Genomic DNA, 26589 nt, shown 5'->3' with positions numbered 1-26589 from the left:
CGTTGGACAACCGCCGCAACCCGGTACTGGCCGAGAGTCCGCTGCCGCACGGACTGCCCGACTTCGCGTCGATCTCCGACGACGACTTCCTGCCCGCCTTCGGTGAGGCGATGGCGACCCATCTCGCGGAGGTGGAGTCGATCGCCACCGACCCACGGCCCGCGACGTTCGCCAACACCGTAGAGGCGTTGGAACTGTCCGGGCGGGATCTCGCTCGGGCCGGCGGGATGTTCTTCAATCTCGTCGGGCCGGACACCAACCCGCAGCGCAACGAGATCTCCCAGCAACTCTCAACCTTGCTGACCGACCACGCGAACACCATCGCCATGGATCGGCGACTGTTCGAGAGGATCTCGGCGCTGCACGACCGCGCAGACGAACTCGACCTGACCGAGGCGCAGCAACGGTTGCTCGCCAAGCGCTATCGCGAATCGGTGCGGGCCGGCGCCGGGCTCGGCCCGGACGAGCAAGAACAGATGCGCCAGATCTCTTCGCGGCTGGCATATCTCAGCACGACGTTCTCGCAACGCATTCTCGATGACACCAATGCCTCGGCGGTGCTCGTCGACGACGTCGCCCAGCTCGACGGGCTCTCGGCGGGACAGGTCGCCGCCGCTCGCCGTGCGGCAGCCGACGCGGGCCACGAATCCGGTTACCTGCTCACCCTGGAACTACCCAGCAGCCAGGCGATACTCACGGCGCTCACGGATCGTTCGGTGCGGCAACGGGTCTTCGACGCGTCGATCTCGCGCTGTGCGCGGGGTAACGACCACGACACCCGTGAGCTCGTCCTCGAGATCGTCGTGCTTCGCGCTCGACGTGCCCGACTCCTGGGGTATCACGACCATGCCGAGTATGTGATCGCCGAGGAGACCGCACCCAACCCGGCCGCGGTCGTCGAGTTGCTGGCCGAGCTCACCGCGTCCGCCCTGCGGGCGGGCGGACGCGAACTGACCCGCCTGAACCGGTTCGCCGACGAGGAGATCGGCGCGGCCGACCTCACCTACTGGTTGGAACGGGAGCGGCGGGCCGCGTCTGCGGTTCCGCTCGACGACTTCGGTGACTACTGCGAGCTCGACAATGTGTTGCAGCGCGGGGTGTTCTATGCCGCAGGCAAACTGTACGGACTGCGATTCATCGAACGAACCGACCTGCACGGCTATCACCCCGACGTGCGGGTGTGGGACGTGATCAACGAGGCGGGGCGCAGCATCGGCCTGTTCCTGGGTGACTTCTATGCACGCCCGTCCAAACGGGGCGGCGCCTGGATGAACAACATCGTCGATCAGTCGATGGTGTTGTCCACACAACCGATCGTGGTGAACGTCGCCAATCTGACCAAACCCGATGACGGCGCGCCCTGTCTGCTGACGATGGACCAGCTGACCACTCTGTTCCACGAGTTCGGACACGCCCTGCACGGTTTGTTGTCGGCTGTCGACTACCCGTCGCAATCGGGTACGTCGGTGCCGCGGGACTTCGTCGAGTTCCCGTCGCAGGTGAACGAGATGTGGGCATTGCATCCAGATGTGTTGTCGCAGTATGCCCGGCACCACGCCACGGGTGAACCCATTCCGGCGGCGCTGGCCGATGCGGCACGCGATGCGGCGAAGACCGAGAGCGCGCACTCCACGATCGAGTATCTCGCTGCCGCGCAGCTCGATCTGGCCTGGCATCGGATCACCGCCGACGACACGGTCGACGATGTCGCGCAGTTCGAACGAGATGCGTTGCGGGCGGCAGGTTTCACCGGTGACCTGATCCCGCCGCGGTATCGCAGCGCGTACTTCAACCACATCTTCGGCGGCGGCTATTCCGCGGGCTACTACTCCTACATCTGGTCGGAGGTACTCGACGCCGAGACCGAACAGTGGTTCCTCGCCGAGGGTGGACTGCTGCGCGACAACGGCCGGCGCTTCGCCGAGGCAACACTTTCGCGCGGCGACAGCATCGACCCGTTGGCCGCCCACGAGACGCTCATCGGGCGGACTCCACGCATCGAACCACTGCTCACCCGGCGCGGACTCGTCGCGTCCGAGGAACGCTAGCCGCGGCGATGGAATCCGGGGCCGGTTCTTGTCGCGACAGCCGCGGCGATCTAACGCGGTTCGCTCTGCTCAGTATCGCGGCTGCCGTGGTCACCATCGCGATGAAGGTGATCGCTTGGCAGATCACCGGTTCCGTCGGCCTGCTGTCCGATGCGGCCGAGTCGGTGGTGAATCTCGTTGCGGCGGTTGGCGCGTTCGTGGCCCTACGAGTAGCCGCCCGGCCGGCCGACACCGGTCACAACTTCGGCCACACCAAGGCTGAGTACTTCTCGGCCGTCATCGAGGGTGTGATGATCTTCGTCGCGGCCGGCGCGATCATCGTCACCGCGATCAACAGGTTGATCAACCCCACGGAACTGGAGGCGGTGGGCCCCGGTCTGGCCATCTCGGTCGGGGCCACGGTCATCAACGGCGTAGTGGCGGTGGTCTTGTTGCGGGCCGGGCGACGTCATCGATCGATCACCCTGGAAGCCGACGGCAAACACCTGATGACCGACGTCTGGACCACAGTGGGGGTGGTGTTCGGGGTGTTCCTGGTTGCCGTCACCGGCTGGCTTCGGCTCGATCCGCTCATCGCCATGGCCGTCGCGATCAACATCCTGGTGGTGGGCAGCCGACTGATCTGGCGCTCCGCGGCGGGGATGATGGATGCGGCGCTACCGGAATCCGACCTGGCGGTGATCGACACGACGCTGAGCCCACATCGCGACCGCGGCGTGGTCTTCCACGACATCCGCACCCGTGAGGCCGGACATCGTCGGTTCGTCCAGATGCACATGCTGGTGCCGGGTGAGTGGTCGGTGCAACACGCCCACGACCTCGCCGAAGAGGTCGAAGGTGAGTTGCGGGCCGCCCTGTCACACCTCGACGTCGCCATCCACGTCGAACCGGTCGACGATCCGCGCGCCTACGAGTCCTGGCGCCTGAGCTAGTGTCCCGTCAGTGGTGGGCGGGCTGGAACGTGCCGTGGCTGGCGGCCTCCTCGGCCCGGATCACGTGCATCACCGCGTTGATCAACGCCAGGTGGGTGAACGCCTGCGGGAAGTTGCCGAGATGCTGGCCGGTTTTGGCGTCGATCTCCTCGGCGTAGAGCTTGAGCGGGCTGGAGTAGGAGAGCAACCGCTCGCACAGCACCTTGGCGCGATGCAACTCACCGATCTCAACCAGCGCCGAGACCAACCAGAACGAACAGATGGTGAAGGTCCCTTCCTCGCCGGAGAGTCCGTCGTCGGTCTCCTCGACGCGGTAGCGCAGCACCAGTCCGTTGTCGGTCAACTCGTCGGCGATCGCGAGCACAGTGTTGCGGACCCGGTAGTCGTCCGAGGGCAGAAAGCGCAGCAGCGGGATCAGCAGTGCGGACGCGTCGAGCGCTGGGTCGCCGTAGCGCTGGGTGAACACCGCACGCTCATCGACGCCGTGTTCGAGGATGTCGGCGCGGATCTCGTCGGCGATGCCCGCCCATGTCTTTGCATACGACTTCTCGCCATGAAGGGCGGCGAGCCGGGCGCCGCGATCGAGAGCGACCCAGCACATCACCTTCGACGAGGTGAAATGCTTTGGTTCGCCGCGCACTTCCCAGATCCCGCGATCGGGTTTGCGCCAGTTCTTCACTGCCTCCTCGACCTGTGCCTTCAACACCGGCCACAGGGTCTCCGGGACCGCCTCGCTGGACTTGGTGTTGAGGTAGACCGAGTCGAGCATGGTGCCCCAGATGTCGTGCTGCGCCTGGTTGTAGGCGCCGTTTCCGATACGCACCGGACGGGCGCCGTCGTATCCGGACAGGTGATGGAGTTCTTCCTCCTCGAGGGTGCGCTCGCCGCCCACCCCGTACATCACCTGCAACGGATGGTGCTCGCCGTTGGTGGCCCCCGACACGTCGGCGATGAACGAGAAGAAGTCATCGGCCTCACGGTCGAGTCCCAGGGTGTACAGGCCCCACAGCGCGAACGTGGAGTCACGCACCCAGGCATATCGGTAGTCCCAGTTACGTTCCCCGCCTGGTGTTTCCGGCAACGATGTGGTCGCTGCGGCGAGGAGTGCGCCGGTGGGCGAGTAGGTGAGGCCCTTGAGAGTCAATGCCGAACGCTGCAGATGCGTGCGCCACGGGTGGTCGGGGAAGGTGCCGGCATTGATCCATTGCCGCCAGCACTCGGAGGTCGACCACATCTTCTGCGCCGCCTCTTCGTAGTTCTGCGGCGCGGGCTGTCGTGACCAGGACAGTGCGACGAACTTGCTGTCGCCCTCGACCAGACGTGTGCGGGCCCGGGCCTCGCGGCCTTCGAGCCCGAGCCGGAGATCGGTCGTCAGTTTGAGCGTGGGACCGGGGGCGGTGGTACCCGATCCGGTGGCGATCGCCTCGCCGTAGGCAGGCCCCGAATACTCCCACACTGTCTTGCCACGGTGATAGTCGAATGCCGGTTCGCAACTCAAGGCGAGTTCCACGGTCCCTGAGACACAACGCACCGTCCGCAAGAGAATGTGTTCGGCGTCCCAGTCGGTGGGGGTGCGGCGATGTGTGGTGGACCGACGTTCGTGGTCGTGCCAGGGACCCATCACCAAGGCATCGCGCACCACGATCCACCCGGTGTCGGTCTGCCAGGTCGTCTCCACCATCAGGCTGCCCGGCAGGTACCGCCGATCGACCGGCACGTTCACGCCGTACGGGGCCAGTCGGAAGTGCCCGGCGCTGCGATCGAGGACGGCTCCGAACACGCTGGGCGAATCGGGACGTGGCACACACATCCACTCGACCGAACCGTTACGCGCGATCAGACAGTTGGTCTCGGTGTCGGAGAGGAAGGCGTAATCGCCGATGGGTGGGAACGCGTTGTGGCTTGGTGTGGCGGGCGAGAAGGCCTTTGCCTCCGGGTCGATTCCGGTGGCATCGGAATGTGTGCTGCCGGCGGCGTCGATGTGCGTGGCGTTGTCGATGGGCAGCGCAGTGACGGCAGCGTCTTCCGGTGGAGTCATGGCTATATCATTGCGATCAGGCCCGACCGTCGCCACTCGGCCGACGTCGGGATCTCGCCGGGTTTGAATCAGCCTGAGCGAAACCCGGGTGCGCCCACGAGTCGGGCCGGAAAGACGATGAGGTGATACGTCATGTCGCTGCTCACCTGGTGGGACGGGGTCGAGGAGTGGCTGACCGGTCTCTCGTTCGTTCCGCAGCTGCTGGTGACCCTCGTGGTGGTGATCCCGTTCGCCGTGGTGGTGGCAGCGGTGCTCAATGTGCTGGTCGACGCGGTCTCGACGGTGTTCGATCGACGACGATTCGCCGACGACGATGGAAAGGGGCTGTAGGCGATGTTCCGTTCTCGCGTGACGTTGGCGTTGGTGGCACTCATCGTGCTGGTGATCTTGGCCTGGGTCCTCACCCGCTGACCTGGCCGCGGTAGTGAGGTGGCGCCGGCGCGAACGCATTGGTGGCACGGCCCCGGGCGTTGCTAGCGTCTATGAGTTCGGTGTGACGCAGCGTGGGAGGAAGTGAGCGTGACGAAGTCGGTTGGCGTGCGCTCGAGGCGCCCCGCGATGGCGGTGGCCATCGCGGCAACCCTGACGCTCGTCCTCGCGGCCTGCGGAGGCGGGTCGACCGATGAGCCCGGCGGCGAGGACATCTCCACCGGCTCGCGTCATGTGAACCTGATCGCCTACGCGACCCCCAAACCGGGTTTCGACGTGGTGATCCCGGCCTTCCGCCGCACCGAGAGCGGCCACGACATCGGGTTCTCCCAGTCGTACGGCCCGTCCGGTGACCAATCCCGCAAGGTGGCCCGTCGCGTGCCCGCCGACGTCGTCAACGTCTCGGTGCAACCGGACATGACCCGACTCGTCGACGCCGGCGTGGTGGACGCGGATTGGCAGCAGCGCGAACCCAACAACAGCGTTGCGTTCGGGTCGGTGGTCGCATTTGTGGTGCGCAAGGGCAACCCCAAAAACATCCGCGGCTGGGACGACCTGCTCAAGCCGGGCGTGCAGGTCATCACCCCCAATCCGGGCAGCTCCGGATCGGCTAAATGGAATCTGCTCGCCCCCTACGCGGTGAAGAGCAACGGCGGCCGCGACAACCAGGCAGGCCTCGACTACATCGCTGAACTGATCCGCGACCATGTGACCGTGATCCCCAAGTCGGGACGCGAGGCCACCACGGCCTTCGAACAAGGGCAGGGCGACGTCCTGATCAGTTACGAAAACGAGGCGATCATGCTGGATCGGGCCAACGCGACTGCGAGCCCGGACCAGCAGGTGGAGTACTTCGTGCCGCGCGAGACCTTCCAGATCGAGAACCCGGTGGCCGTGGTCAATACCACCTCCGACGAGCCCGCCGCACGCGCCTTCGTGGACTATCTGTTCACCGACGAAGCGCAACTCCTGTGGGCCGAACAGGGTTTCCGGCCGGTGACCGATTCCGTCGCGGCGGCGACCAAGGAGATGTTCCCGGGACAGATCGAGAAGCTGTGGACCATCGACGAACTCGGCGCGGTTCTCGGTCCGCAGGCCGGCCCTGCCGCCGACGGCTCGATCCGCACCGGCTGGGCGGCGGTGGACACGGTGCTGTTCGGTTCGGACGGTTCGATCACCGAGCTCTACGACACGGGCGGCCGACAGTGAGCACGCCGGTCACCGACAGTGGTTCCCAAAGAGCCGTTAGCAAGGCGCCGCCCCGAGGTTTCCTGGGACGCAGCCGCACATTCAGCGGGGTGAGTCCGCTGGGCATCGGCGTTGCATCATTGTGGCTGACCGTCATCGTGCTGTTGCCGCTGGCCGCGATCACCGTCTCGTCGTTCTCTGATGGGTGGTCTGGGTTCGTCGACGCCGTCACCGACCCCAACGCGCTGGCCACTTTGCGGATCACCGTCATCGTTTCGCTGGTGGCCGCATTGATCAATGTGGTCTTCGGCACCATCATCGCGTGGGTGCTGGTGCGGGACCAGTTCTGGGGCAAGGGATTCGTCAACGCCATCATCGATCTCCCGTTCGCGTTGCCGACCATCGTGGCCAGCCTGGTGTTGTTGTCGCTGTACGGCCCGAACAGCCCGATCGACGTTCACATCAACGCCACCAAACCCGCAGTGGTCGTGGCGTTGACGTTTGTCACATTGCCGTTCGTGGTGCGGCAGGTACAGCCGGTGCTGATGGAACTCGACACCGACGTCGAAGAGGCCGCTGCGGTGTTGGGCGCGACCAACTGGACCACCTGGACCAAGATCGTGCTGCCTGCGCTGCTCCCGTCGATCCTGACCGGTGCAGGCCTGGCGTTCACCCGCGCGATCGGCGAGTTCGGTTCGGTGGTGCTCATCGGCGGCAACATTCCGCGCGACACCCAGGTCGCCTCGCAATACATCCAGCAGCAGATCGAGGTCGACGACCCGGTCGGGGCGGCCGCTGTCTCGGTGATGCTACTGCTGATCGCCTTCTGTGCGTTGCTCGTGTTGCGACTGGTGGGTCACCGGCAACGGATGCGAGAGGAGCGCGACCAGTGAGATTGTCGCCGTTGACCCGCTACGGTCTGCGTGCCGTCGCGCTCATCTATCTGTTCGTGCTGTTGATCGTGCCGGTGACCCTCATCTTCTGGCGGTCGTTCGAACACGGGGTCGGGCAGTTCTGGGAGTGGATCACCACACCCGCCGCGATCTCCGCCCTCCAGTTGAGCCTGGCGATCGTTGCGATCGTGGTGCCGCTGAACGTGGTGTTCGGCATCGTGACCGCGCTGGCCCTGGTGCGCGGCCGATTCCCCGGCAAGGGGATTCTGCAGGCCGTGGTGGACCTCCCGTTCGCTGTGTCGCCGGTGGTGGTGGGCGTCGCATTGATCCTGCTGTGGGGCTACGGCGGATGGTTCGGCGGCATCGAGAGCGCCGGGTTCCGCATCATCTTCGGTTTCCCCGGTCTGGTGCTCGCCACCATCTTCGTCACGCTGCCGTTCGTGGTGCGCGAGGTGGAGCCGGTGCTGCGCGAGATCGGTACCGAGCAGGAACAGGCGGCTGCGACGTTGGGGGCCAACGGCTGGCAGACGTTCAGCCGGATCACGCTGCCGGCCATCCGGTGGGGTCTGACGTACGGCATCGTGCTGACGGTGGCCCGGTCACTGGGCGAGTACGGCGCGGTGATGATGGTGTCGTCGAATTTCCCCGGCATCTCGCAGACCCTGACCCTGCTGGTTCACTCTCGTTACGTCGACGACTACAACGAGTACGGCGCGTATGCTGCGGCCACATTGCTGATGTTGGTGGCCATCGCGGTGTTGATCGCGATGACACTCATCGAACGCGGTGCCCAGAGCCGGGTCGGCGACACCGACGAGGCGGCCGGTGACGAACCGTCGACTGGTGAGGCGCCTGCCGAAGATGTCGCGCCGGCTGTCCCGTACGGCCCTGCCTCGACCGAACCGCACAAGGAAGGCATGTGACATGTCGATCTCGGTGATACGCGCGAACAAGAGGTATGGCGATTTCGCCGCTCTCGACGACGTCTCCATCGACATTCCGGAAGGGTCGCTGACGTCGTTGCTCGGCCCGTCCGGCTCGGGCAAATCGACGCTGCTACGGGCGATCGCCGGTCTCGACAGCCTCGACTCGGGCACCGTGCTCATCAAGGGCAACGACGTCTCCACCGCATCGCCGCAGCAACGCGACATCGGATTCGTGTTCCAGCACTATGCCGCGTTCAAGCACCTCACCGTGCGCGACAACATCGCGTTCGGCCTCAAGATCCGCAAGCGTCCCAAGGCTGAGATCGCGGCGAAGGTCGACGAGCTGCTCGACGTGGTCGGGCTGACCGTGTTCCAGAAGAGGTTTCCCGCGCAATTGTCCGGCGGCCAACGCCAGCGGATGGCCCTGGCGCGTGCATTGGCCGTCGACCCGCAGGTGCTGTTGCTCGACGAACCGTTCGGTGCGCTCGACGCGAAGGTCCGGGAGGATCTCCGAAAGTGGTTGCGTCGCCTGCACGACGAGGTGCACGTCACCACCGTGCTGGTCACCCACGACCAGCAGGAGGCGCTCGACGTGAGCGACCGCATCGCGGTGCTGAACAAGGGGCGTATCGAACAGGTGGGCACACCCGACGACCTCTACGACCGACCGGCCAACGTCTTCGTCGCGTCGTTTCTGGGGTCGACGGTGCGCCTCAACGGCGAACTGGTCCGTCCGCACGACATCCGCATCGGGCGCAACCCCGAACTGGCACTGCCGGCAGCAGACTCGGCATTGGACACCGGGGTCATCAAGGCGACGGTGACGCGGGTGGTGCATCTCGGATTCGAGGTGCGGCTGGAGCTGATCGCCGCCACGACCGGTGACGAGTTCCAGGCGCAGATCACCCGAGGCGACGCGTACGCGTTGAATCTGAAACCCGGAGAGGTGATCTACGCCCGCGCGACGAAGGTGGCCGCGCTCAGCGACTCCTGAGTAGAGTCGCGGGTCGCCACCGCCCGGTATTGACGGCAGACGGCCTCGATGACGTCACGGTGGGCGCCCAGCGGTCCCGCGACCACCGCATCGCTGGTGTGGCGATCGACTGCGGCCTCGACCCGCTCGGTCAGCAGGCCGGCGGACAAGAAGTACGGGCTCACCGCGATGCGCTCCGCGCCGGCGGATCGTAGGCGACGGATGGCGGTCCGCAGACGATGATCACGCGCGCCCAGTTTGGTCGCGAACACCACCTCGACCGGTCGGTTCAGGAGCGTGGACAACTCGATCGCGCGCCGGCGGACGTGGCGGTCGGCGGCGGCGTCGGAAGAGCCCACGGCGGTGAGGATCACCCCGACACGATCGGCGACCGGATCGGTGACCCCGGCCTCCACGAGGCGGTAGGCCAAGGCCTGGGCGAGTGGTGACGAGCCGATGACGTCGGTCTGGGTGACCGCACGCCCGCGACCGGTGTGGTCGGCGATGATCGTCGGCAGGTCGATCTTGCTGTGATAGCCCGCCGCGAACAGCAGCGGAACCACCACGCAGTCGCCGGTGACCTCCTCGAGCGCCGTACCGACCAGCGGAGCGTCGAGGTCCAGATAGGCGAGTTCGGTGTCGACTCCCGGCATGACGCGGCCGACCGCGTCGCGGATGCGCGAGGCGGTGGCCGCGAACCGGGGGTCACGGCTGCCGTGTGCCACCAACAGCAGTGTCGGGTTCATCAGCTTGTCCAACCGAACGGGATTCAGACGAGCTCCGGCGTCTGCGACAGGTGCAGATGCGCCAGCGCGTCACCGACGAGGCCGGCCCCGAGGGTGTTACCACCCTGCGGATCGATCAGCAGGAAGCTGCCCGATTCGCGGTTGACCTGATAGTCGTCGGCGGCGATGGGCTCGGCGGTCTGGATGGAGATGCGGCCGATCTGGTTGAGCTCCACGGTGTCCGGGGCGTCGATCAGCGACAGGTGTTGCTCGTCGAAGAGCACCTCGAGGCCGCCGATGATCGCCTGTGTGGTGCGGGTGCCGTGCTTGAGCAGCAGACGGGCACCGGGGCGCAGCGGCTTCTCGGCCAACCAGCAGACCGTCGCGCTGAACTGCTGCAACGGTTCCGGGGCGTCGGCGACAGCGGCGATGAGGTCGCCGCGCGAGATGTCTACGTCGTCGTCGAGCAGCAGCGTGACACTGCGGCCGGTGTGCGCGGTGGCGAGCTGCCCGTCGGCGGTATCGATCTGCCGGATGGTGCTGCGGGTGCCCGCAGGCAGGATCACGACCTCGTCACCCACGGAGACCCGGCCGGCGGCGATCTGTCCGGCGTACCCGCGGTAGTCGGGGAACTCAGGTGTGCGCGGGCGGATCACGTACTGCACCGGGAAGCGCAGGCCCACCGGCCGAGGGTCGGTGACATTCGGCACCGTCTCGAGATGCTCGATGAGTGCCGGACCGTCGTAGTACGGGGTGGACTCGGACCGGGTGGCGATGTTGTCGCCGTGCAGAGCCGAGACCGGGATCGCGGTGACCTGCTCGGCCGACCAGCCCAGCGAACGGGTCAGCTCGGCGAACTCGGCGGAGATCTGCGCAAAGGCGGTGGCCGGATCGTCGACGAGGTCGATCTTGTTGACCGCCAGAACCAACTGCGGCACACCGAGCAACGCCATCACGGCGGCATGGCGCCTAGTCTGCGCGACGACACCGTTGCGGGCGTCGACCAGCAGGATCACCAGCTGGGCGGTGGACGCACCGGACACCGTGTTGCGGGTGTACTGCACGTGGCCGGGGGTGTCGGCGAGCACGAAAGAGCGTGCCGGCGTGGCGAAGTAGCGGTAGGCGACGTCGATCGTGATGCCTTGCTCACGCTCTGCGCGCAGCCCGTCGACGAGCAACGAGAGGTCGGGACCCTCCAGGCCGCGGTCGACCGAGGCCTTGGTGACGGCGTCGATCTGGTCGGCGAGAACCGATTTCGTGTCGTAGAGCAGGCGGCCGACGAGGGTGGACTTGCCGTCGTCGACGCTGCCGGCCGTCGCAATACGCAGGAGGTCGGGGGCGTGCTTCATCTCAGAAATATCCTTCGCGCTTGCGGTCTTCCATGGCGGCCTCGGAGACGCGGTCGTCGCCGCGGGTTGCGCCGCGTTCGGTGAGTCGGGAGGCGGCGACCTCGGCGAGCACGGCCTCGTTGTCGGCGGCGTCGGAGAGCACCGCGCCGGTGGTCGAGCCGTCGCCGACGGTGCGGTAACGCACCACGCGCTTCTCGACGACCTCACCCTCGCGGGGTCCGCCCCACGGGCCGGTGGTCATCCACATGCCGTCGCGCGAGTAGACCTCACGCTCGTGCGCGTAGTACAGCGGTGCCAGCAGGACCTGTTCGCGGGCGATGTAGCGCCAGATGTCCAGCTCGGTCCAGTTGCTCAGCGGGAACACGCGCACGTGCTCGCCGGGTGCATGGCGGCCGTTGTAGAGGTTCCAGAGTTCCGGGCGCTGACGCTTGGGGTCCCACTGCCCGAAGGCATTGCGCAGCGAGAAGATCCGCTCCTTGGCGCGCGAGCGCTCCTCGTCGCGTCGGCCGCCGCCGAACACCGCGTCGAAGCGGTTCTCGGTGATGGCGTCGAGGAGCGGGATGGTCTGCAGTGGGTTGCGAATGCCGTCCGGTCGTTCGGTGAGGCGACCGTCGTCGATGTACTCCTCCACCGACGCGACGTGCAGGCGCAGGTTGTACCGCTCGACGATCTCGTCGCGGAACGTGATGATCTCCGGCAGGTTGTGTCCGGTGTCCACGTGCAGCAGCGAGAACGGCAGTGGCGCAGGCCAGAACGCCTTGATCGCCAGGTGCAGCAGCACGGTGGAGTCCTTGCCGCCGGAGAACAGGATCACCGGGCGTTCGAACTCGCCGGCGACCTCACGGAAGATGTGGATCGCCTCGGATTCGAGGGCGTCGAGGGTGGTGAAGTCGTCGGCGGAGTCGACCACGGCCCGTGCGGTGTCGGGGGTGGTGGTGGACGAGGTGTCGGCGATGGTCATGCGTGCAGCCCACATTCTGTCTTGGCGCGACCGGCCCAACGGCCACTGCGCGGATCGGATCCGGGTTCGGGTTTGGCGGTGCAGGGTGCGCAGCCGATCGACGGGTAGCCGTCGTCGACGAGCGGGTTGACCAGCACGCCGTTGGAGTCGATGTAGTCCTGCATGGTCTCGTCCGACCAGGCGGCGATCGGGTTGATCTTGACCAGCCCGAAGCCCTCGTCGAAGGAGATCAGCGGCGCGTTGGCGCGCGTGGGTGCCTCCACGCGCCGGATGCCGGTGATCCAGGCGTCGTAGCCGGCGAGCCCGTTCTTGAGCGGAACCACCTTGCGCAGCCGGCAGCATTCGCCGGGGTCGCGGGCGAACAGGTTGCGGCCCAACAGTTCGTCCTGCTCGGCGACGGTGTGTTCGGGGGTCAGGTTGACCATCTCGACGCCATACACCTGCTCGACCGCGTCCCGGGTGCCGATGGTCTCGGCGAAGTGATAGCCGGTGTCCAGGAACAGCACCTTGAGCTTGCTGCCGTGCAGCGCCTCGTCGTCGATGTTCTTGGTGGCCAGGTCGACCAGCGCTGCGTCCTGCATGTTGGACGCGACCACGAAATTGTCGCCGAAGGTTTCGGCGGTCCAGCGCAGCAGGTCGGCGGGAGTGGCGTCGGGGCCGAGGTCGGCCGCGCCCTTCTCGGCGATCGCGCGTAGCTCGTCTTCGCTGAACCGTCGGCCGGTCGCTGTCGTGTCGGTGGACGTGCTCATCGCAGTGCCTCCTCGTCAGCTCGAACGGCCCACTGCGCGAACCGTTCTCCGTCGTGTCGCTGCTCCACGTACTGGCGGACCACCCGGTCGATGTAGTCGCCGAGTTCGGTGGAGAGCACCTTGTGTTGCCGCAGCTTGCGGCCGAATCCGGCGTCCTGGCCCAGGCTTCCGCCCAGGTGCACCTGGAATCCCTCGGTCTGTCCGCCGTTGCCGTCCTCGACCAGCTGACCCTTGAAGCCGATGTCGGCGACCTGCGAACGGGCGCACGAGTTGGGGCAGCCGTTGATGTTCACGGTGATCGGGGTGTCGAGGTCGGCGTTGATGTCGGCGAGGCGCTCCTCGAGCTCCGGGACCAGCCGCTGCGAACGCTTGCGGGTTTCGGTGAAGGAGAGCTTGCAGAACTCGATGCCGCTGCACGCCATCAGGTTCCGTCGCCAGTTGGATGCCCGGGCACTGAGGCCGAGCTTCGCCAGGTCGGCGATGAGCTCGTCGACCTTGTCGTCGGCGACGTCGAGCACCACGAGCTTCTGGTACGGGGTGAAGCGGATGCGGTCGGACCCGACTCGTTCGGCTGCCTCGGCCACCTTGGTCAGGATGGTGCCGGAGACACGGCCGGCCATCGCGGCGAAACCGACCGAGTTGAGGCCGTTCTTGAGCTTCTGCACGCCGACGTGGTCGCGCGGAGCGGTCAGCGGCTCGGGTGCCGGACCGTCGATCAGCTTGCGGCCGAGGTATTCGTCCTCGAGGACCTGGCGGAACTTCTCGATGCCCCAGTCCTTGATGAGGAACTTCAGTCGTGCCTTGGTGCGCAGTCGGCGGTAGCCGTAGTCGCGGAAGATGGCGACCACGCCCTCCCACACGTCGGGCACCTCGTCGAGCGGAATCCAGGCGCCCACCCGCTGCGCCAGCATCGGGTTGGTGGACAGCCCGCCGCCGACCCAGAGGTCCAGGCCCGGGCCGTGTTCGGGATGGTTCACGCCGATGAAGGCGACGTCGTTGGTCTCATGCGAGACGTCCTGCAGACCGGAGATGGCAGTCTTGAACTTGCGCGGCAGGTTCGAGTACTGCGGGTCACCGATGTAGCGGCGGACGATCTCGTCGATCGCCGGGGTGGGGTCGAGCACCTCGTCGACGGCCTCACCGGCGAGCGGGGAACCCAGGATGATGCGCGGGCAGTCGCCGCACGCCTCGGTGGTATAGAGCCCGACGCTTTCGAGCCGCTCCCAGATGGTGGGGACGTCCTCGATGCGAATCCAGTGGTACTGGACGTTCTCGCGGTCGGACAGGTCGGCTGTGTCGCGGGCGAACTCGGTGGACAGTTCGCCAAGGGTGCGCAGCTGGGCGACGTTGAGGGCACCCGCGTCGCAGCGCACCCGCATCATGAAGTGGCTGTCCTCGAGGATGTCGATGTTCTCGTCGCCGGTCCAGGTGCCGTCGTAGCCCTCGGCGCGCTGGGTGTAGAGGCCCCACCAGCGCATCCGGCCGCGCAGATCCTGCTTGTCGATCGACTCGAAGCCCTGCTTGGCGTAGATGTTCTCGATGCGGGCCCGGACATTGAGCGGGTTGTCGTCCTTCTTGACCTGCTCGTTGGGGTTCAGCGGCTCACGGTAACCGAGTTTCCACTGGCCCTCGGCGCGGCGCTTGGCCGGGCGCTTCTTACGAGCGGGGCGGTCCGCGGCCGGCGCGGCCTTGGCGGCTGCGTCGGGCGTGGTCACGGACAGATCGTCGGTGGTGGACGTCATGAAGTCTCCTGAGCTGACGCAGGCACACGTCAGCGATCACGAAAAGGTGGGCTGGAAACGTGTCGGCATCCCGCGTCGAGCGGGGGACTTCTCAGGGCCGAACTGTCGTCTGCCGACGACAGGGCAACACGTCGTCTAAGGACGACAGAATGCGCTGCAGACGCGCTTGAGATCGATGTGGCGTCGGGCTGCGAGCCACACCCCTGGGGAAGTCACGTCGTTCATAGTGCCACGATCACCCTTGCCGCGTCTACTTGGGGTTATTTTTCCTCACGATGAGGCAAATGTCCGTTACCGGTGCACCTCGAGGTCCATTCCTTTGGGGTCAAGGCGTTCGGTGCGACGTCTATTCCGCGTCCGCGAAGTGGCGCCGAAACGGTCGAGGTGGCGCTCATCACACCGCACCGAGCGCGCATGATGGACCCATGAAGGTCGAAACCGAGCCGGCAGTCGACAGCGCCGTCGAAGTAGCGTGTGGTGCGGTCGACCCGGCGACACCACTCGGCCTGTATCTGCATGTGCCGTTCTGTGCGACGCGCTGCGGGTACTGCGATTTCAACACCTACACGGCAGGGGAGTTGGGCAGCTCCTCGTCGCCTGAATCATGGCAGCAGGCGGTGGAGCGGGAGCTGGACAGCGCCGCACGGCTGCTGAATCCGGCCCGAGGGGTCTCGACGATCTTCGTCGGCGGTGGCACGCCGTCGCTGCTGGGGGCCGACGGTCTGCGGCGCCTCCTGGACGCGGTGCGTGCCCGGTTCGAGCTCACCGACGACGCCGAGGTCACCACCGAGTCGAACCCCGAATCGACCTCGCCGGAGTTCTTCGACGGTTTGTTGGCAGCCGGATTCACCCGGGTCTCGCTCGGGATGCAGTCCGCGGCACCGCATGTGCTCGCGACACTGGACCGCACTCACACGCCGGGGCGGGCGGTGGCCGCCGCCCGCGAGGCCACGGCCGCCGGTTTCCGACATGTCAATCTAGACCTCATCTACGGAACGCCGGGGGAGACCGATGCGGATCTGCACGCCAGTGTCGACGCCGTACTGTCCACCGACGTCGACCACGTGTCCGCCTACGCCCTGATCGTGGAGGACGGCACCGCGTTGGCGCGTCGGATTCGTCGTGGCGAACTGCCCGCACCTGACGACGACGTGCTCGCCGATCGCTATCAGATCCTCGACAGCCGCCTGCAGGCCGACGGATTCGATTGGTATGAGGTGTCCAACTGGTCACGCGGTGAGGACAGTCGCTGCCGCCACAATCTCGCGTACTGGTACAGCAGTGATTGGTGGGGTATCGGACCGGGTGCGCACTCCCATGTCAATGGTGTGCGGTGGTGGAACCAGAAGCATCCGGCCCGATACGCCGACGCGCTGACCGATGCGCGGCTGCCGGTGGGCGGTCACGAAGTACTCACCGACGAAGACCGCCACGTCGAGTCGGTGATGTTGACCGCGCGATGCCGCAACGGGCTGCCCGTCGAGCACCTCACCGCCGAGGAGTTCCGGCGGGCATCGGGCTTCGTCGACGACGGGCTGCTCGCCTTCGTCGGTTCGGTGGGCGCACGGTTGGTGCTCACCGACGCCGGACGGCTGCTCGCCGATCGGGTGGTGCGGGAGATCCTGTACGCCGGGTGACGGTGGCTCACCACTGGGGAGGGGTAGTCGACGGGAGGGTCCAGCCGGTGCTGCGGGTGGCCTTGCGATGGGCGCCGCCGGGCACCGGAGCCCGGCCCGGCGACGGTAGGCGTTCGGTGTCGAGTCGGTCGGCCACCGAGTCCGCGTCGGCGTCGAGGTCGATGGCGTCGAGATCGAGCATGCGGGCATGGATGATGTGCCGGTTACGGAGTGCCGAGCGCACTGCGCGGTGCAGCCCGTCCTCCAGATACAGATCGCCGCGCCACCGCACGACATGCGAGAAGAGATCGCCGTAGAAGGTCGAATCCTCGCTCAGCAGACGGTCGAGCGCGAGGACCGTGGTGACCGTGGTGAGTTCGTCGAGCCGGAACTGACGGGGCGGGATCTTGGCCCACGCACTCGCCGACATCCCATGGTCGGGATAGGGCCTCCCGTCCCTTACCCCCTTGAAGATCATCGAACACTTCCTGGTCCGGCGTGCGTGGCGACGGGCGCGTGGATGATGCGTCCGGCGGAATGCACGCAACGGTTCGTAAGATGGACGTCACCTACTGTATGGCAGAGTGCACGATCGGGAGGTGTAGTCGGATGTCGACCACGGACGATCGCAGATTTGAGATCTTGCGTGCGATCGTGACCGATTTCGTCTCCACACAGGAGCCCATCGGTTCGAAGGCGCTCGTGGAGCGCCACCAGCTCGGGGTGTCGAGCGCGACGGTCCGCAACGACATGGCGGTGCTGGAGGCCGAGGGCTACATCGCCCAGCCGCACACCAGTTCCGGCCGGGTACCCACCGATAAGGGTTACCGGATGTTCGTCGACCGGATCAGCGAGGTCAAGCCGTTGTCGGCGGCAGAGCGACGCGCGATCCTGTCGGTCCTCGATTCCGGGGTGGACCTCGACGACGTGCTGCGACGCTCGGTCAAATTGCTCGCTCAGCTCACTCGGCAGGTCGCCGTCATCCAGTACCCCGTACTGTCGACGGCCACCGTGCGGCACCTCGAGGTGGTGTCGCTGTCGCCGTCGCGGCTGTTGCTGGTGGTGATCACCGATACCGGTCGGGTCGAACAGCGCATGGTGGCGCTCGGTGACGACCTCGACGAGGACGACTACATCCGCTTGCGCGACATGTTCTCCGCGGCCTTGCACGGCAAACGTCTGGAAGAGGCGTCGGTGGCGGTCGCCGAACTGGCCAACGATGCCCCGAACGACATCCGCGATGCGGTGATCGCGGTGGCCACGATTCTCGTCGAGACGCTCGTGGAGCGTGGTGACGACCGTCTCGTTCTCGGCGGCACGTCCAATCTGGCCCGTTCGGCCGCCGACTTCGCGCCGGTGTTCGGCGGGATGGACACGGTGCTCGACGCCCTCGAAGAGCAGGTGGTGGTCTTGAAGTTGCTCGCCACGAGCCAGCGTATGGGACGGGTCACCGTCCAGATCGGGGAGGAGACGCAGACCGAGAACCTGCGTGGCACCTCGGTCGTGTCGACAGGGTACGGTGCTTCGGGCACGGTGTTCGGCGGCGTCGGCGTGGTCGGTCCCACCCGTATGGACTATCCGGGAACAATCGCGTCTGTCGCAGCCGTTGCCAAATATGTCGGCGAGGTGTTGGCCGATCGCTGACCCGTGCGGCCGCCCGCAGCGGCCCGGGAGCGATGCCGGACCACCCGAGCCCAGTGTGACCAGTGAGACGACAGGACCGAGACGACCGTGGCACGTGATTATTACGGAATCCTGGGTGTGGCCAAGGGTGCCTCCGACCAGGAGATCAAGCGCGCTTACCGCAAGAAGGCGCGTGAGCTGCACCCCGACGTCAACCCGGGCGAAGAGGACCGATTCAAAGAGGTCAGCACCGCATACGAGGTGCTGACCGACCCCGAGAAGCGCCGCATCGTCGACGCCGGCGGGGACCCGATGGCGGGTCCGGGCCAAGGCGGCTTCTCGGGCGGCGGCTTCGGAAGCGGCGGTCTGGGAGATGTCTTCGAGGCATTCTTCGGTTCCGGCGGCGGCGGAGGCTTCGGTGGGGGATTCGGCTCAGGTCGTGGACCGCGCAGCCGGGTGCAGCCGGGCGAACCCGCGTTGGTCGCCGTGGAACTCGACCTCGACGAATGCGCGGCCGGAGTCAACAAGGAGATCACCGTCGACACCGCGATCCTGTGTGACCTGTGTAAGGGATCGGGTACCCACGGCGATTCGAAACCGACCAGCTGCGACACCTGTAAGGGTCAGGGCGAGATCCAGGCCGTGCAGCGATCCTTCCTGGGCCAGGTGATGACCGTGCGCGAGTGCCCGACGTGCCACGGCGTGGGCGAGGTCATCCCCGACCCGTGTCGAAAGTGCGGGGGCGACGGCCGTGTCCGCTCCCGCCGCACGATGACGGTGAAGATCCCCGCCGGCATCGAGAACGGCATGCGCGTGCGACTGTCCGGACAAGGTGAGGTCGGCCCGGGCGGTGGGCCTGCCGGTGATCTCTACGTCGAGGTCACCGAGCGTCAGCACGAGGTCTTCGTCCGCGACAAGGACGACCTGCACTGCACCGTCCGCGTGCCGATCGCCGACGCCGCGCTCGGCAACGAGATCGACGTCGACACGATCCTCGACGGCACCGCGCGCGTCACCATCGCGCCGGGGACCCAGCCCGGACATGTGGTGAAGGTGAAGGGCCAGGGCATGCCGCACCTCAACACCGGGGTCCGCGGCACTCTACACGCGCACCTCGAGGTGGTGGTTCCCACCAAACTCGACACCGCCCAGACCGAGGCGCTGAACCAATTCCGCGAGGCATCGCATGAGCAGCCGGAGGTCGTCAGCTCCGCGACGGGCGCCGCAGCCGGTGGGCTCTTCTCGCGACTGCGTAACGCTTTCGCCGGACGCTGAACCCGACGACGAACTGACAAGAGCTACGCGTGAGTCCACCACTGTTCTGGGTCGAGGACGTACCGCGTGCCGGTACCGACGTCGTGGTGTCTGGTTCCGAAGGCCGCCATGCGGTCACGGTCACCCGACTGGCCGTCGGTGCGGAGTTGATCGCCGGCGACGGACGAGGGTCCACCGCCCGCTGCGAGATCGTGGCGATCACCGGCAAGGACTCACTGGTGGCCCGGGCGCATTCGTACGCCTACGTCGACCCTCCGCGGCCCCGCGTGACGGTGGTGCAGGCACTGCCGAAGTCGGAGCGGTCGGAACTGGCGGTCGATCTCGCCACCGAGGCCGGGGCCGACGAGATCGTGCCGTGGCAGGCGGCGCGGTGCGTGGCCCGGTGGACCGGCAAGGCCGACAAGGGGCGGGACAAGTGGCGGGCGGCTGCGGTGGCTGCCGCGAAACAGAGTCGGCGACCGTGGATTCCGTCGATCGCACCGCTGGCGTCCACGACAGATGTCCGCAGTCGCTGCGCTGACGCCATCGCCGGCGGCGGTGTGGCGGCGATCCTCCACGAGGATGGCGGCGTCGGGCTCCGCGACCTTCCGATCGCCGAGGCCTCCGAGATCGTGTTGGTCGTCGGACCCGAAGGGGGCGTCGACGACACCGAGATCGCCGATCTCACCGCGCTCGGCGCAACGCCGGTGATCCTGGGGCCGGAGATCCTGCGCACGTCGAGCGCCGCGGCCGTCGCGCTCGGCGCGATCGGAGTCCTGACCGATCGGTGGGTGACCCGGTGAGACGATGCGCCGTTCATCGGACCAAAGTGGAATACGGTACGGCGCCATCGCAATTCGGGCATGTATATCTCCCCGCAGACGGCGTCGGACCCGAGGACACGGTGCGGCCGGTGGTGCTCATCCATGGCGGCTACTGGAGCACCGAGTTCGCTCTGACCATCGAGACCGCGATCGCTCGTCTGATCGCCGAACGTGGTTGCCTGGTCTGGAACATCGAGTACCGCCGTGTCGGCGAGGAAGGCGGCGGCTGGCCGGGCACCGGCCGAGATGTGCTGGCCGCGCTGCGGGCTCTCGACGGTCCTGTCCGCGATGTCGTACCGCCCGAGATCGGCTCGCGAGTGGACTGGGATGCGGTCGCGGTGGTCGGCCATTCGGCGGGCGGACAACTCGCCGTCTGGGCGGTGGCGCAGCTGGGGGCGCGCACCGCGGGCACCACGATCACCCAGGTCATCGCTCAATCGGCGGCACTGGACCTCGAAGCAGGCGCGAACCGGCCGTCAATCCGTGGGCTGATGGGTCGACCGGTCGACGAGATCCCACATCGCTATCGGGAGGCATCCCCGCTGTGTCAGGAGCCCTTCGAGGCGCATGTGGTGGCACTGCACGGTGAACTCGACAGCGCGATTCCGGTGGAGTCGAGCCGGCGTTACGTGCAGACGGTCACCGCGGCCGGCCAATCGGCCGAACTCGTGGTGGTGCCGGGTGAGGGCCACGACGCGTTCGTGGATCCGCACAGCGTCTCCACTCGGCAGACGATCCGGTTGCTGGGTGTGTGAACCGGCGCCCGGCCTGTGTACGAGCGGAATAATGCCTGCTGATGCCCCGTTCAATCGCGTTAGACTGGCACCATCGCGGCGCAACAGCTGCACCGAACATGGACCCTGAGGAGGGATTTCATACGTGAGTGACGACACCCCGGACGCGAGCACGTCGTCGAACAGACCACCCGCGGGCCGATCTGTCACCTCCAACGTGGAAATCTCTTCCGAGGTGGTGTTCGGCCTGCTCGGAGCAAGTGACGTCAATCTCCGTACTCTCGAACAACTGCTGCCGGCGGATATCCATGTACGGGGCAACCAGGTCACGTTGACCGGCGCACCCGCCGATGTGGCGGCGTCCGAACGCGTCATCGCCGAGCTGGTCGATCTCGTCGGTCGCGGCACCCCGCTGACCCCCGACCTGGTTCGGCACAGTGTGTCGATGCTGTCGGAAGGTTCGAGTGAATCGCCCGCCGATGTGCTGTCGCTGGACATCATCTCCCGCCGCGGCAAGACCATCCGGCCCAAGACGCTCAATCAGAAGCGCTACGTCGACGCGATCGACAACCACACCGTCGTGTTCGGTCTCGGCCCAGCCGGTACCGGCAAGACCTACCTCGCCATGGCCAAGGCCGTGCAGGCGCTGCAGTCCAAGTCGGTCAACCGCATCATCCTGACCCGCCCGGCTGTCGAGGCCGGTGAACGTCTCGGCTTCCTGCCGGGCACGCTCAGCGAGAAGATCGATCCCTACCTGCGGCCGCTGTACGACGCGCTGCACGACATGATGGACCCCGAGGCGATCCCGAAGCTGATGGCGGCCGGGGTGATCGAGGTGGCGCCTCTGGCGTATATGCGTGGCCGGGCGCAACCCTTGTCGACCCGAGTGCTGACACCGGGGGGGTTCCGCCCGATCGGCGACCTGGAGGTCGGCGATCAAGTCATCGGCTCGAACGGCAAGCCCACCGAGGTGCAAGGCATCTACCCGCAGGGCTTCAAGGACATCGTGCGGGTGACCGCACAGGACGGCGCCTCCACTCTGTGCTCCACCGATCACCTGTGGTCGGTGTACACCCGCAGCGACCGACGTCGCGGCAAGGGGCCCCGGGTGCTCGCCGCCAAGGAGATGATCGGCAATCTCCGCGCGGCGCACTACCACCGCTACGAGCTGCCGATGCTGGCTGCGCCGGTCTCCATCGACGCCCAGCCGGTACCTCTCGACCCGTACGCCCTCGGACTGATGCTCGGTGACGGATGTATGGCGGGCATGACGACACCGTCGTTCACCACCGCAGACCCCGAACTCATCGACGCGCTCGTCGCCGCAGTTCCCGGCATCCGGGCCCGACAGAAATCGGACGTCGACTATGTGCTCAACCGCATCGGCACGCCGGGCGAGGTGATCACGATCGAGAACCCGGTCACGCATGCGATGCGTGCACTGGGGCTGTGGGGGAGCAAGTCGTCCACGAAGTTCGTGCCCGCCCAGTACCTGCAGAACTCCGCCGACGTCCGACTGGCCGTATTGCAAGGACTGCTCGACACCGACGGCGGACCCGTCGGCCAGTCGGGACGCACCTGCCGCGTCCAGTACACGACGGTGTCCGACCGCCTGCGAGACGACGTCATCTTCCTCGTGCGCTCTCTCGGGGGCGTGGTGTACTCACGCACCCGGAAAGCAGCTGGTCGTGCTCCGGGCAAGGCACGCGGACGTGAGGTTCCCTACCGCCATGATGCGCACGTGCTCGACATCCGGCTGCCGGCCGGCCTGGCGCCGTTCCGGCTCGGCCGCAAGGTGGAGAAGTACGCGGCGGGCGCATGCAAGGAGCCGAAGCGCTACATCGAGAGCATCGACGAGGTGGGCACCGAGGAGGCGGTCTGCATCAAGGTCGCCGCCGAGGACTCGCTGTATGTGACGGAGGACTTTCTGCTCACGCACAACACCCTCAACGACGCCTTCATCATCCTCGACGAGGCGCAGAACACCACCGGCGAGCAGATGAAGATGTTCCTCACCCGTCTCGGCTTCGGCTCCAAGGTCGTCGTCACCGGCGACACCACCCAGGTCGACCTCCCGGGCGGGGCGCAGAGCGGCCTGATGGCCGCCACCCGCATCCTCGACGGCATCGACGACATCCACTTCTCCACCCTCACCAGCCAAGACGTGGTCCGGCACCGCCTGGTTGCCGACATCGTCGACGCCTACGGCCGGGCCGAGGAGAATCAGCGGTCCGGTGGCCTGCGTGACGCCGATAGATTGCCCGGCAACCGCGCGTCGCGTCGCGCCGCCAACCACGGGCGTCGGTCATGAGCATCGAGCTGGCCAACGAGTCCGGCGTCGAGGTCCCGGCCGATCTGATCATCTCGGCCGCTCGTTTCGCGGTGGCGGCGATGGATGTGCATCCGGCGGCGGAATTGTCCATCCTGTGTGTCGATCAGGACGCGATGGCCGACATGCACATGCAGTGGATGGACCTGCCCGGACCGACCGACGTGATGAGCTTCCCGATGGACGAACTCGCGCCGGGCGGCCGGCCCGACGCAGCCGAACCGGGACCGGCCATTCTCGGTGACATCGTACTGTGCCCGGAATTCGCGGCCGAACAGGCGAAATCGGCGCGACGGTCGTTCGAGCACGAGCTGTCGATGCTGACCATCCACGGGGTGCTCCATCTCCTGGGCTACGACCACGCCGAGCCCGAAGAGGAAAAGGAGATGTTCGGTCTGCAGAACCGAATCCTCGAGGACTTCTATGCCGACCGGCATCGTCAGGCGCAGCAACGTCGACAGTCCGACCGCGACACGCGGCTGCTGACCAACATCGGCTTCACCGATCTCACTGCGGGCGACAACGCCTCCACCGAGGACGAGTGACGGTGCCTGACGACGTCATCTTCGTCGTGGCCGCGATCGTGCTGCTCTTGTTCGGCGGGATCTTCGCCGCCATGGATGCCGCCCTGTCGACGGTCTCGATAGCCCGTGTCGAAGACATGATGAAAGAACAGCGCGCCGGTGCCGTCCGATTGGCGACCGTGCTCCAGAGCAGGGGCACCTACGTCGGTCTGGCGGTGCTGCTGCGCGTCACCTGCGAAACGGCCTCGGTCGCGTTCATCGCACTTGCCTTGACCGACTGGCTCGGCGTGGGATGGGGACTGTTCGCCGCGATTCTCGGCATGGCGGTGGTGCTGTACGTGGCCGTCGGTGTCGGTCCACGCACCCTCGGCCGCCAGCATGCGTACACCATCTCGCTGGGTTCGGCGATCGTGCTGCAGGCCATCGGGTTGCTACTCAAACCGCTGACCCGGCTGCTGATCCTGATCGGTAATGCGATCACCCCGGGCAAGGGCTTCCGCAACGGACCATTCGCCACCGAGGTGGAACTGCGGGAAGTCGTCGACCTCGCCGAGGCCAGTGGCGTGGTGGCAGCCGATGAACGCCGGATGATCCAGTCGGTCTTCGACCTCGGCGACACCAACGCCCGCGAGGTGATGGTGCCGCGTCCGGAGATGATCTGGATCGAGCAGGACAAGACGGCGGCACAGGCGATGAGTCTGGCGGTGCGGTCCGGTCACTCCCGTATCCCGGTGATCGGCGAGAACCCCGACGACATCGTCGGGGTGGTGTATCTGAAGGACTTGGTGTCAGGCGAATCCTCGACGACGGCGCGGGTACACGAGGTGATGCGCGATGCCGAGTTCATTCCCGACTCCAAACCGCTGGACAAGGTTCTCGCCGACATGCAGCGCACCCGCAATCACATGGCTTTGTTGGTCGACGAGTACGGCGGCATCGCGGGTCTGGTCACCATCGAGGATGTCCTGGAGGAGATCGTCGGCGAGATCACCGACGAGTACGACACGGACGAGGTCGCACCGGTCGAGGAACTCGACGACGATGCGGTGCGGGTGTCGGCCCGGCTGCCGGTGGAAGATCTAGGCGAGTTGTTCGACATCGATATCGACGACGACGAGGTGGAAACCGTCGGCGGTCTCCTCGGCCTCGAACTCGGTCGTGTCCCACTGCCCGGGGCGCGGGTGGAGTCGCACGGACTGCTTTTGGTCGCCGAGGGTGGCCCGAACCGTCGAGGGCGTCAGCGCATCATCACCGTGCTGGTCACCCGCATGGATGAGCCCGAGACCGACGACACCCGATCTGGCCGCGGTGAGCACCATGACAGCGACATTCCCGATGATGAGGTGGCCGATCGGGATCGAGGTGGGGAATACTCCATGTCCAGCCGAGGGTCGTCGCAGCGATCGCGCGGCGAACGCACCAAGCACACCAACAGCAGCGAGGACAGAACGTGAGCACAGCCCCGGGTGAGAACACCGACCTCTCCGACGAGGACCATAAACTCGTCGTGCTCGCCCGGGGAGCACTTGCCCGCGCCGAGACGAGTACGGCGGCAGCCGTCCGTGACGGCGATGGGCGCACCTACGCCGGTGCGCCGGTCAGCACTAACTCCCTGGAACTGTCCGGACTGCAGGTGGCGATCGCGACCGCGCTGTCCTCGGGAGCGCGTGCCTTTGAGGCGGCCGTACTCATCAACGGCGCGGCCGACGATCCGGGGATGGCCACCCTGGTCGAGATCAGCGCCGACGCCTACGCGGTGCTGACCGACCTGAAGGGTGCGCCGATCGACCGGGTGGGTTCGGTCTGATGGCCGAATTCCGGTCGGGGTTCGTCTGTTTCGTCGGCCGGCCGAACACCGGCAAGTCCACCCTGACGAACGCCTTGGTCGGTGAGAAGATCGCGATCACCTCCAACCGGCCGCAGACCACCCGGCACACCATCCGCGGCATCGTGAACCGCGACGACGCGCAGCTCATCCTGGTGGACACACCCGGACTGCACCGTCCGCGGACACTGCTGGGCCAGCGACTCAACGACCTCGTCCGCGACACCTACTCCGAAGTCGATGTGATCGGCGTGTGTGTGCCCGCCGACGAGGCCATCGGCCCTGGTGATCGGTGGATTCTGTCCCAGGTGCGGCAGATGGCGCCCCGCACCACCGTGCTCGGTGTGGTCACCAAGATCGACCGCGTCACCCCAGACAAGATCGCCGCCCAGCTCATCGCGTTGTCCGAATTACTCGGGCCCGACTCCGAGGTGGTGCCGGTGTCGGCCAGATCCGGCAAACAGCTCGACGTGCTGACCGATGTGCTGGTGAGCCTGATGGAGCCCGGGCCGGCGTTCTACCCCGATGGCGAGCTCACCGACGAGCCCGAGGAAGTGCTGATGGCGGAGTTCATCCGCGAGGCGGCGCTCGAAGGGGTGCGTGACGAGCTGCCCCATTCGCTGGCGGTCGTCATCGAGGAGATCATCCCGCGCGACACCGACGACGCCACCGCAGAGTCCGACGGACCGACGATGGTCGATGTGCACGCCATCCTTTACGTCGAACGTGACAGTCAGAAGGGGATCATCATCGGCCATCGGGGGTCGCGTCTCAAAGAGGTCGGTACCGTCGCCCGGGCACAGATCGAGAAACTACTGGGCACCAAGGTGTACCTCGACTTGCATGTGAAGGTCGCCAAGGACTGGCAGCGCGACCCCAAGCAGCTCGGTCGGATGGGTTTCTAGCC

24 protein-coding genes are annotated in these 26589 nt (G+C 66.6%); 17 read left to right on the top strand and 7 right to left on the bottom strand.

Annotation, left to right across the window (positions count from 1 at the left end; translation table 11 throughout):
- Positions 1–2: 2 nt before the first annotated feature.
- Complete coding sequence (locus ACIGKQ_RS01590) at positions 3–2048, top strand: M3 family metallopeptidase (RefSeq protein WP_396572047.1); 2046 nt, start codon at positions 3–5, stop codon at positions 2046–2048.
- An 8-nt stretch (positions 2049–2056) separates the two neighbouring features.
- Entirely contained in the window at positions 2057–2980 is a 924-nt protein-coding gene (locus ACIGKQ_RS01585; RefSeq protein WP_235722657.1) for a cation diffusion facilitator family transporter, read from the top strand.
- A 7-nt stretch (positions 2981–2987) separates the two neighbouring features.
- Here the strand turns inward: ACIGKQ_RS01585 and ACIGKQ_RS01580 are convergent, their stop codons facing one another.
- Positions 2988–5018, bottom strand: a complete 2031-nt coding sequence (locus ACIGKQ_RS01580; protein WP_396572045.1) for a glycoside hydrolase family 15 protein — start codon at positions 5016–5018, stop codon at positions 2988–2990.
- Positions 5019–5150: 132 nt separating this feature from the next.
- On the opposite strand from ACIGKQ_RS01580, the gene ACIGKQ_RS01575 reads away from it, so the two are divergent.
- The 5 genes from ACIGKQ_RS01575 (at position 5151) to ACIGKQ_RS01555 (ending at position 9448) form a co-directional block, all read left to right on the top strand.
- The gene (locus tag ACIGKQ_RS01575; RefSeq protein ID WP_235722659.1) at positions 5151–5348 is read left to right on the top strand and encodes a hypothetical protein; all 198 of its coding nucleotides are present in this window, start codon (positions 5151–5153) and stop codon (positions 5346–5348) included.
- A gap of 228 nt (positions 5349–5576) precedes the next feature.
- Complete coding sequence (locus tag ACIGKQ_RS01570) at positions 5577–6656, top strand: sulfate ABC transporter substrate-binding protein (RefSeq protein ID WP_235722792.1); 1080 nt, start codon at positions 5577–5579, stop codon at positions 6654–6656.
- The gene (cysT, locus tag ACIGKQ_RS01565; RefSeq protein WP_235722660.1) at positions 6653–7528 is read left to right on the top strand and encodes a sulfate ABC transporter permease subunit CysT; all 876 of its coding nucleotides are present in this window, start codon (positions 6653–6655) and stop codon (positions 7526–7528) included. Before ACIGKQ_RS01570 ends, cysT begins: the two co-directional genes overlap by 4 nt.
- Positions 7525–8451, top strand: coding sequence for a sulfate ABC transporter permease subunit CysW (gene cysW / locus ACIGKQ_RS01560; RefSeq protein WP_235722661.1), 927 nt, complete (start codon positions 7525–7527; stop codon positions 8449–8451). The genes cysT and cysW overlap by 4 nt, the downstream gene beginning before the upstream one ends.
- 1 nt (position 8452) lies before the next feature.
- On the top strand, positions 8453–9448 hold the full coding sequence (locus ACIGKQ_RS01555; RefSeq protein ID WP_235722662.1) for a sulfate/molybdate ABC transporter ATP-binding protein: 996 nt from the start codon (positions 8453–8455) through the stop codon (positions 9446–9448).
- Here ACIGKQ_RS01555 and ACIGKQ_RS01550 read toward each other — a convergent pair.
- The 5 genes from ACIGKQ_RS01550 to ACIGKQ_RS01530 are packed head-to-tail and all read right to left on the bottom strand — an operon-like array spanning position 9406 to position 14953.
- Positions 9406–10173, bottom strand: coding sequence for a sirohydrochlorin chelatase (locus tag ACIGKQ_RS01550; protein ID WP_235722663.1), 768 nt, complete (start codon positions 10171–10173; stop codon positions 9406–9408). The two genes, ACIGKQ_RS01555 and ACIGKQ_RS01550, sit on opposite strands and share 43 nt — an antisense overlap.
- Before the next feature lie 23 nt (positions 10174–10196).
- On the bottom strand, positions 10197–11501 hold the full coding sequence (locus ACIGKQ_RS01545; RefSeq protein WP_266062880.1) for a sulfate adenylyltransferase subunit 1: 1305 nt from the start codon (positions 11499–11501) through the stop codon (positions 10197–10199).
- Position 11502: 1 nt separating this feature from the next.
- Complete coding sequence (gene cysD / locus ACIGKQ_RS01540; RefSeq protein WP_372474971.1) at positions 11503–12477, bottom strand: sulfate adenylyltransferase subunit CysD; 975 nt, start codon at positions 12475–12477, stop codon at positions 11503–11505.
- Complete coding sequence (locus ACIGKQ_RS01535; protein ID WP_235722666.1) at positions 12459–13211, bottom strand: phosphoadenylyl-sulfate reductase; 753 nt, start codon at positions 13209–13211, stop codon at positions 12459–12461. The genes cysD and ACIGKQ_RS01535 overlap by 19 nt, the downstream gene beginning before the upstream one ends.
- The gene (locus ACIGKQ_RS01530) at positions 13208–14953 is read right to left on the bottom strand and encodes a nitrite/sulfite reductase (protein ID WP_396572042.1); all 1746 of its coding nucleotides are present in this window, start codon (positions 14951–14953) and stop codon (positions 13208–13210) included. The genes ACIGKQ_RS01535 and ACIGKQ_RS01530 overlap by 4 nt, the downstream gene beginning before the upstream one ends.
- 425 nt (positions 14954–15378) lie before the next feature.
- On the opposite strand from ACIGKQ_RS01530, the gene hemW reads away from it, so the two are divergent.
- Positions 15379–16590 (top strand): radical SAM family heme chaperone HemW, encoded by a 1212-nt coding sequence (gene hemW, locus ACIGKQ_RS01525; RefSeq protein WP_396572040.1) that lies wholly within the window; start codon positions 15379–15381, stop codon positions 16588–16590.
- A 7-nt stretch (positions 16591–16597) separates the two neighbouring features.
- On the opposite strand, the gene ACIGKQ_RS01520 is transcribed toward hemW, so the two are convergent.
- Complete coding sequence (locus tag ACIGKQ_RS01520; RefSeq protein WP_235722669.1) at positions 16598–17047, bottom strand: type II toxin-antitoxin system VapB family antitoxin; 450 nt, start codon at positions 17045–17047, stop codon at positions 16598–16600.
- 131 nt (positions 17048–17178) lie between these two features.
- On the opposite strand from ACIGKQ_RS01520, the gene hrcA reads away from it, so the two are divergent.
- The 9 genes from hrcA (at position 17179) to era (ending at position 26587) form a co-directional block, all read left to right on the top strand.
- On the top strand, positions 17179–18213 hold the full coding sequence (hrcA, locus tag ACIGKQ_RS01515; protein WP_396572038.1) for a heat-inducible transcriptional repressor HrcA: 1035 nt from the start codon (positions 17179–17181) through the stop codon (positions 18211–18213).
- Between the two features lie 87 nt (positions 18214–18300).
- Positions 18301–19467, top strand: a complete 1167-nt coding sequence (dnaJ, locus tag ACIGKQ_RS01510) for a molecular chaperone DnaJ (RefSeq protein WP_235722671.1) — start codon at positions 18301–18303, stop codon at positions 19465–19467.
- Between the two features lie 29 nt (positions 19468–19496).
- On the top strand, positions 19497–20249 hold the full coding sequence (locus ACIGKQ_RS01505) for a 16S rRNA (uracil(1498)-N(3))-methyltransferase (RefSeq protein WP_235722672.1): 753 nt from the start codon (positions 19497–19499) through the stop codon (positions 20247–20249).
- Between the two features lie 26 nt (positions 20250–20275).
- A complete protein-coding gene (locus ACIGKQ_RS01500; protein ID WP_235722673.1) occupies positions 20276–21025 on the top strand; it encodes a S9 family peptidase in 750 nt (249 codons plus the stop codon).
- A 124-nt stretch (positions 21026–21149) separates the two neighbouring features.
- Positions 21150–23315: a PhoH family protein gene (locus ACIGKQ_RS01495; RefSeq protein WP_396572035.1), complete on the top strand. Its 2166-nt coding sequence runs from the start codon at positions 21150–21152 to the stop codon at positions 23313–23315.
- Positions 23312–23878, top strand: coding sequence for an rRNA maturation RNase YbeY (gene ybeY / locus ACIGKQ_RS01490; protein ID WP_235722675.1), 567 nt, complete (start codon positions 23312–23314; stop codon positions 23876–23878). Before ACIGKQ_RS01495 ends, ybeY begins: the two co-directional genes overlap by 4 nt.
- Positions 23879–23880: 2 nt before the next feature.
- Complete coding sequence (locus ACIGKQ_RS01485; protein ID WP_266062888.1) at positions 23881–25311, top strand: hemolysin family protein; 1431 nt, start codon at positions 23881–23883, stop codon at positions 25309–25311.
- A complete protein-coding gene (locus ACIGKQ_RS01480) occupies positions 25308–25664 on the top strand; it encodes a cytidine deaminase (protein WP_235722677.1) in 357 nt (118 codons plus the stop codon). The genes ACIGKQ_RS01485 and ACIGKQ_RS01480 overlap by 4 nt, the downstream gene beginning before the upstream one ends.
- Positions 25664–26587 carry a GTPase Era gene (era, locus tag ACIGKQ_RS01475; protein ID WP_235722678.1) on the top strand — a complete coding sequence of 308 codons (924 nt, stop codon included), beginning with the start codon at positions 25664–25666 and terminating at the stop codon, positions 26585–26587. The genes ACIGKQ_RS01480 and era overlap by 1 nt, the downstream gene beginning before the upstream one ends.
- Positions 26588–26589: the final 2 nt, after the last annotated feature.

The sequence above is a fragment of the Gordonia sp. NPDC062954 genome, from assembly GCF_044543825.1.
GTDB classification, from domain to species: Bacteria; Actinomycetota; Actinomycetes; order Mycobacteriales; family Mycobacteriaceae; genus Gordonia; species Gordonia tangerina.
The sequence above is the reverse complement of the archived record's forward strand: the minus strand, read 5'-3'. Positions and strand labels throughout refer to the sequence as shown.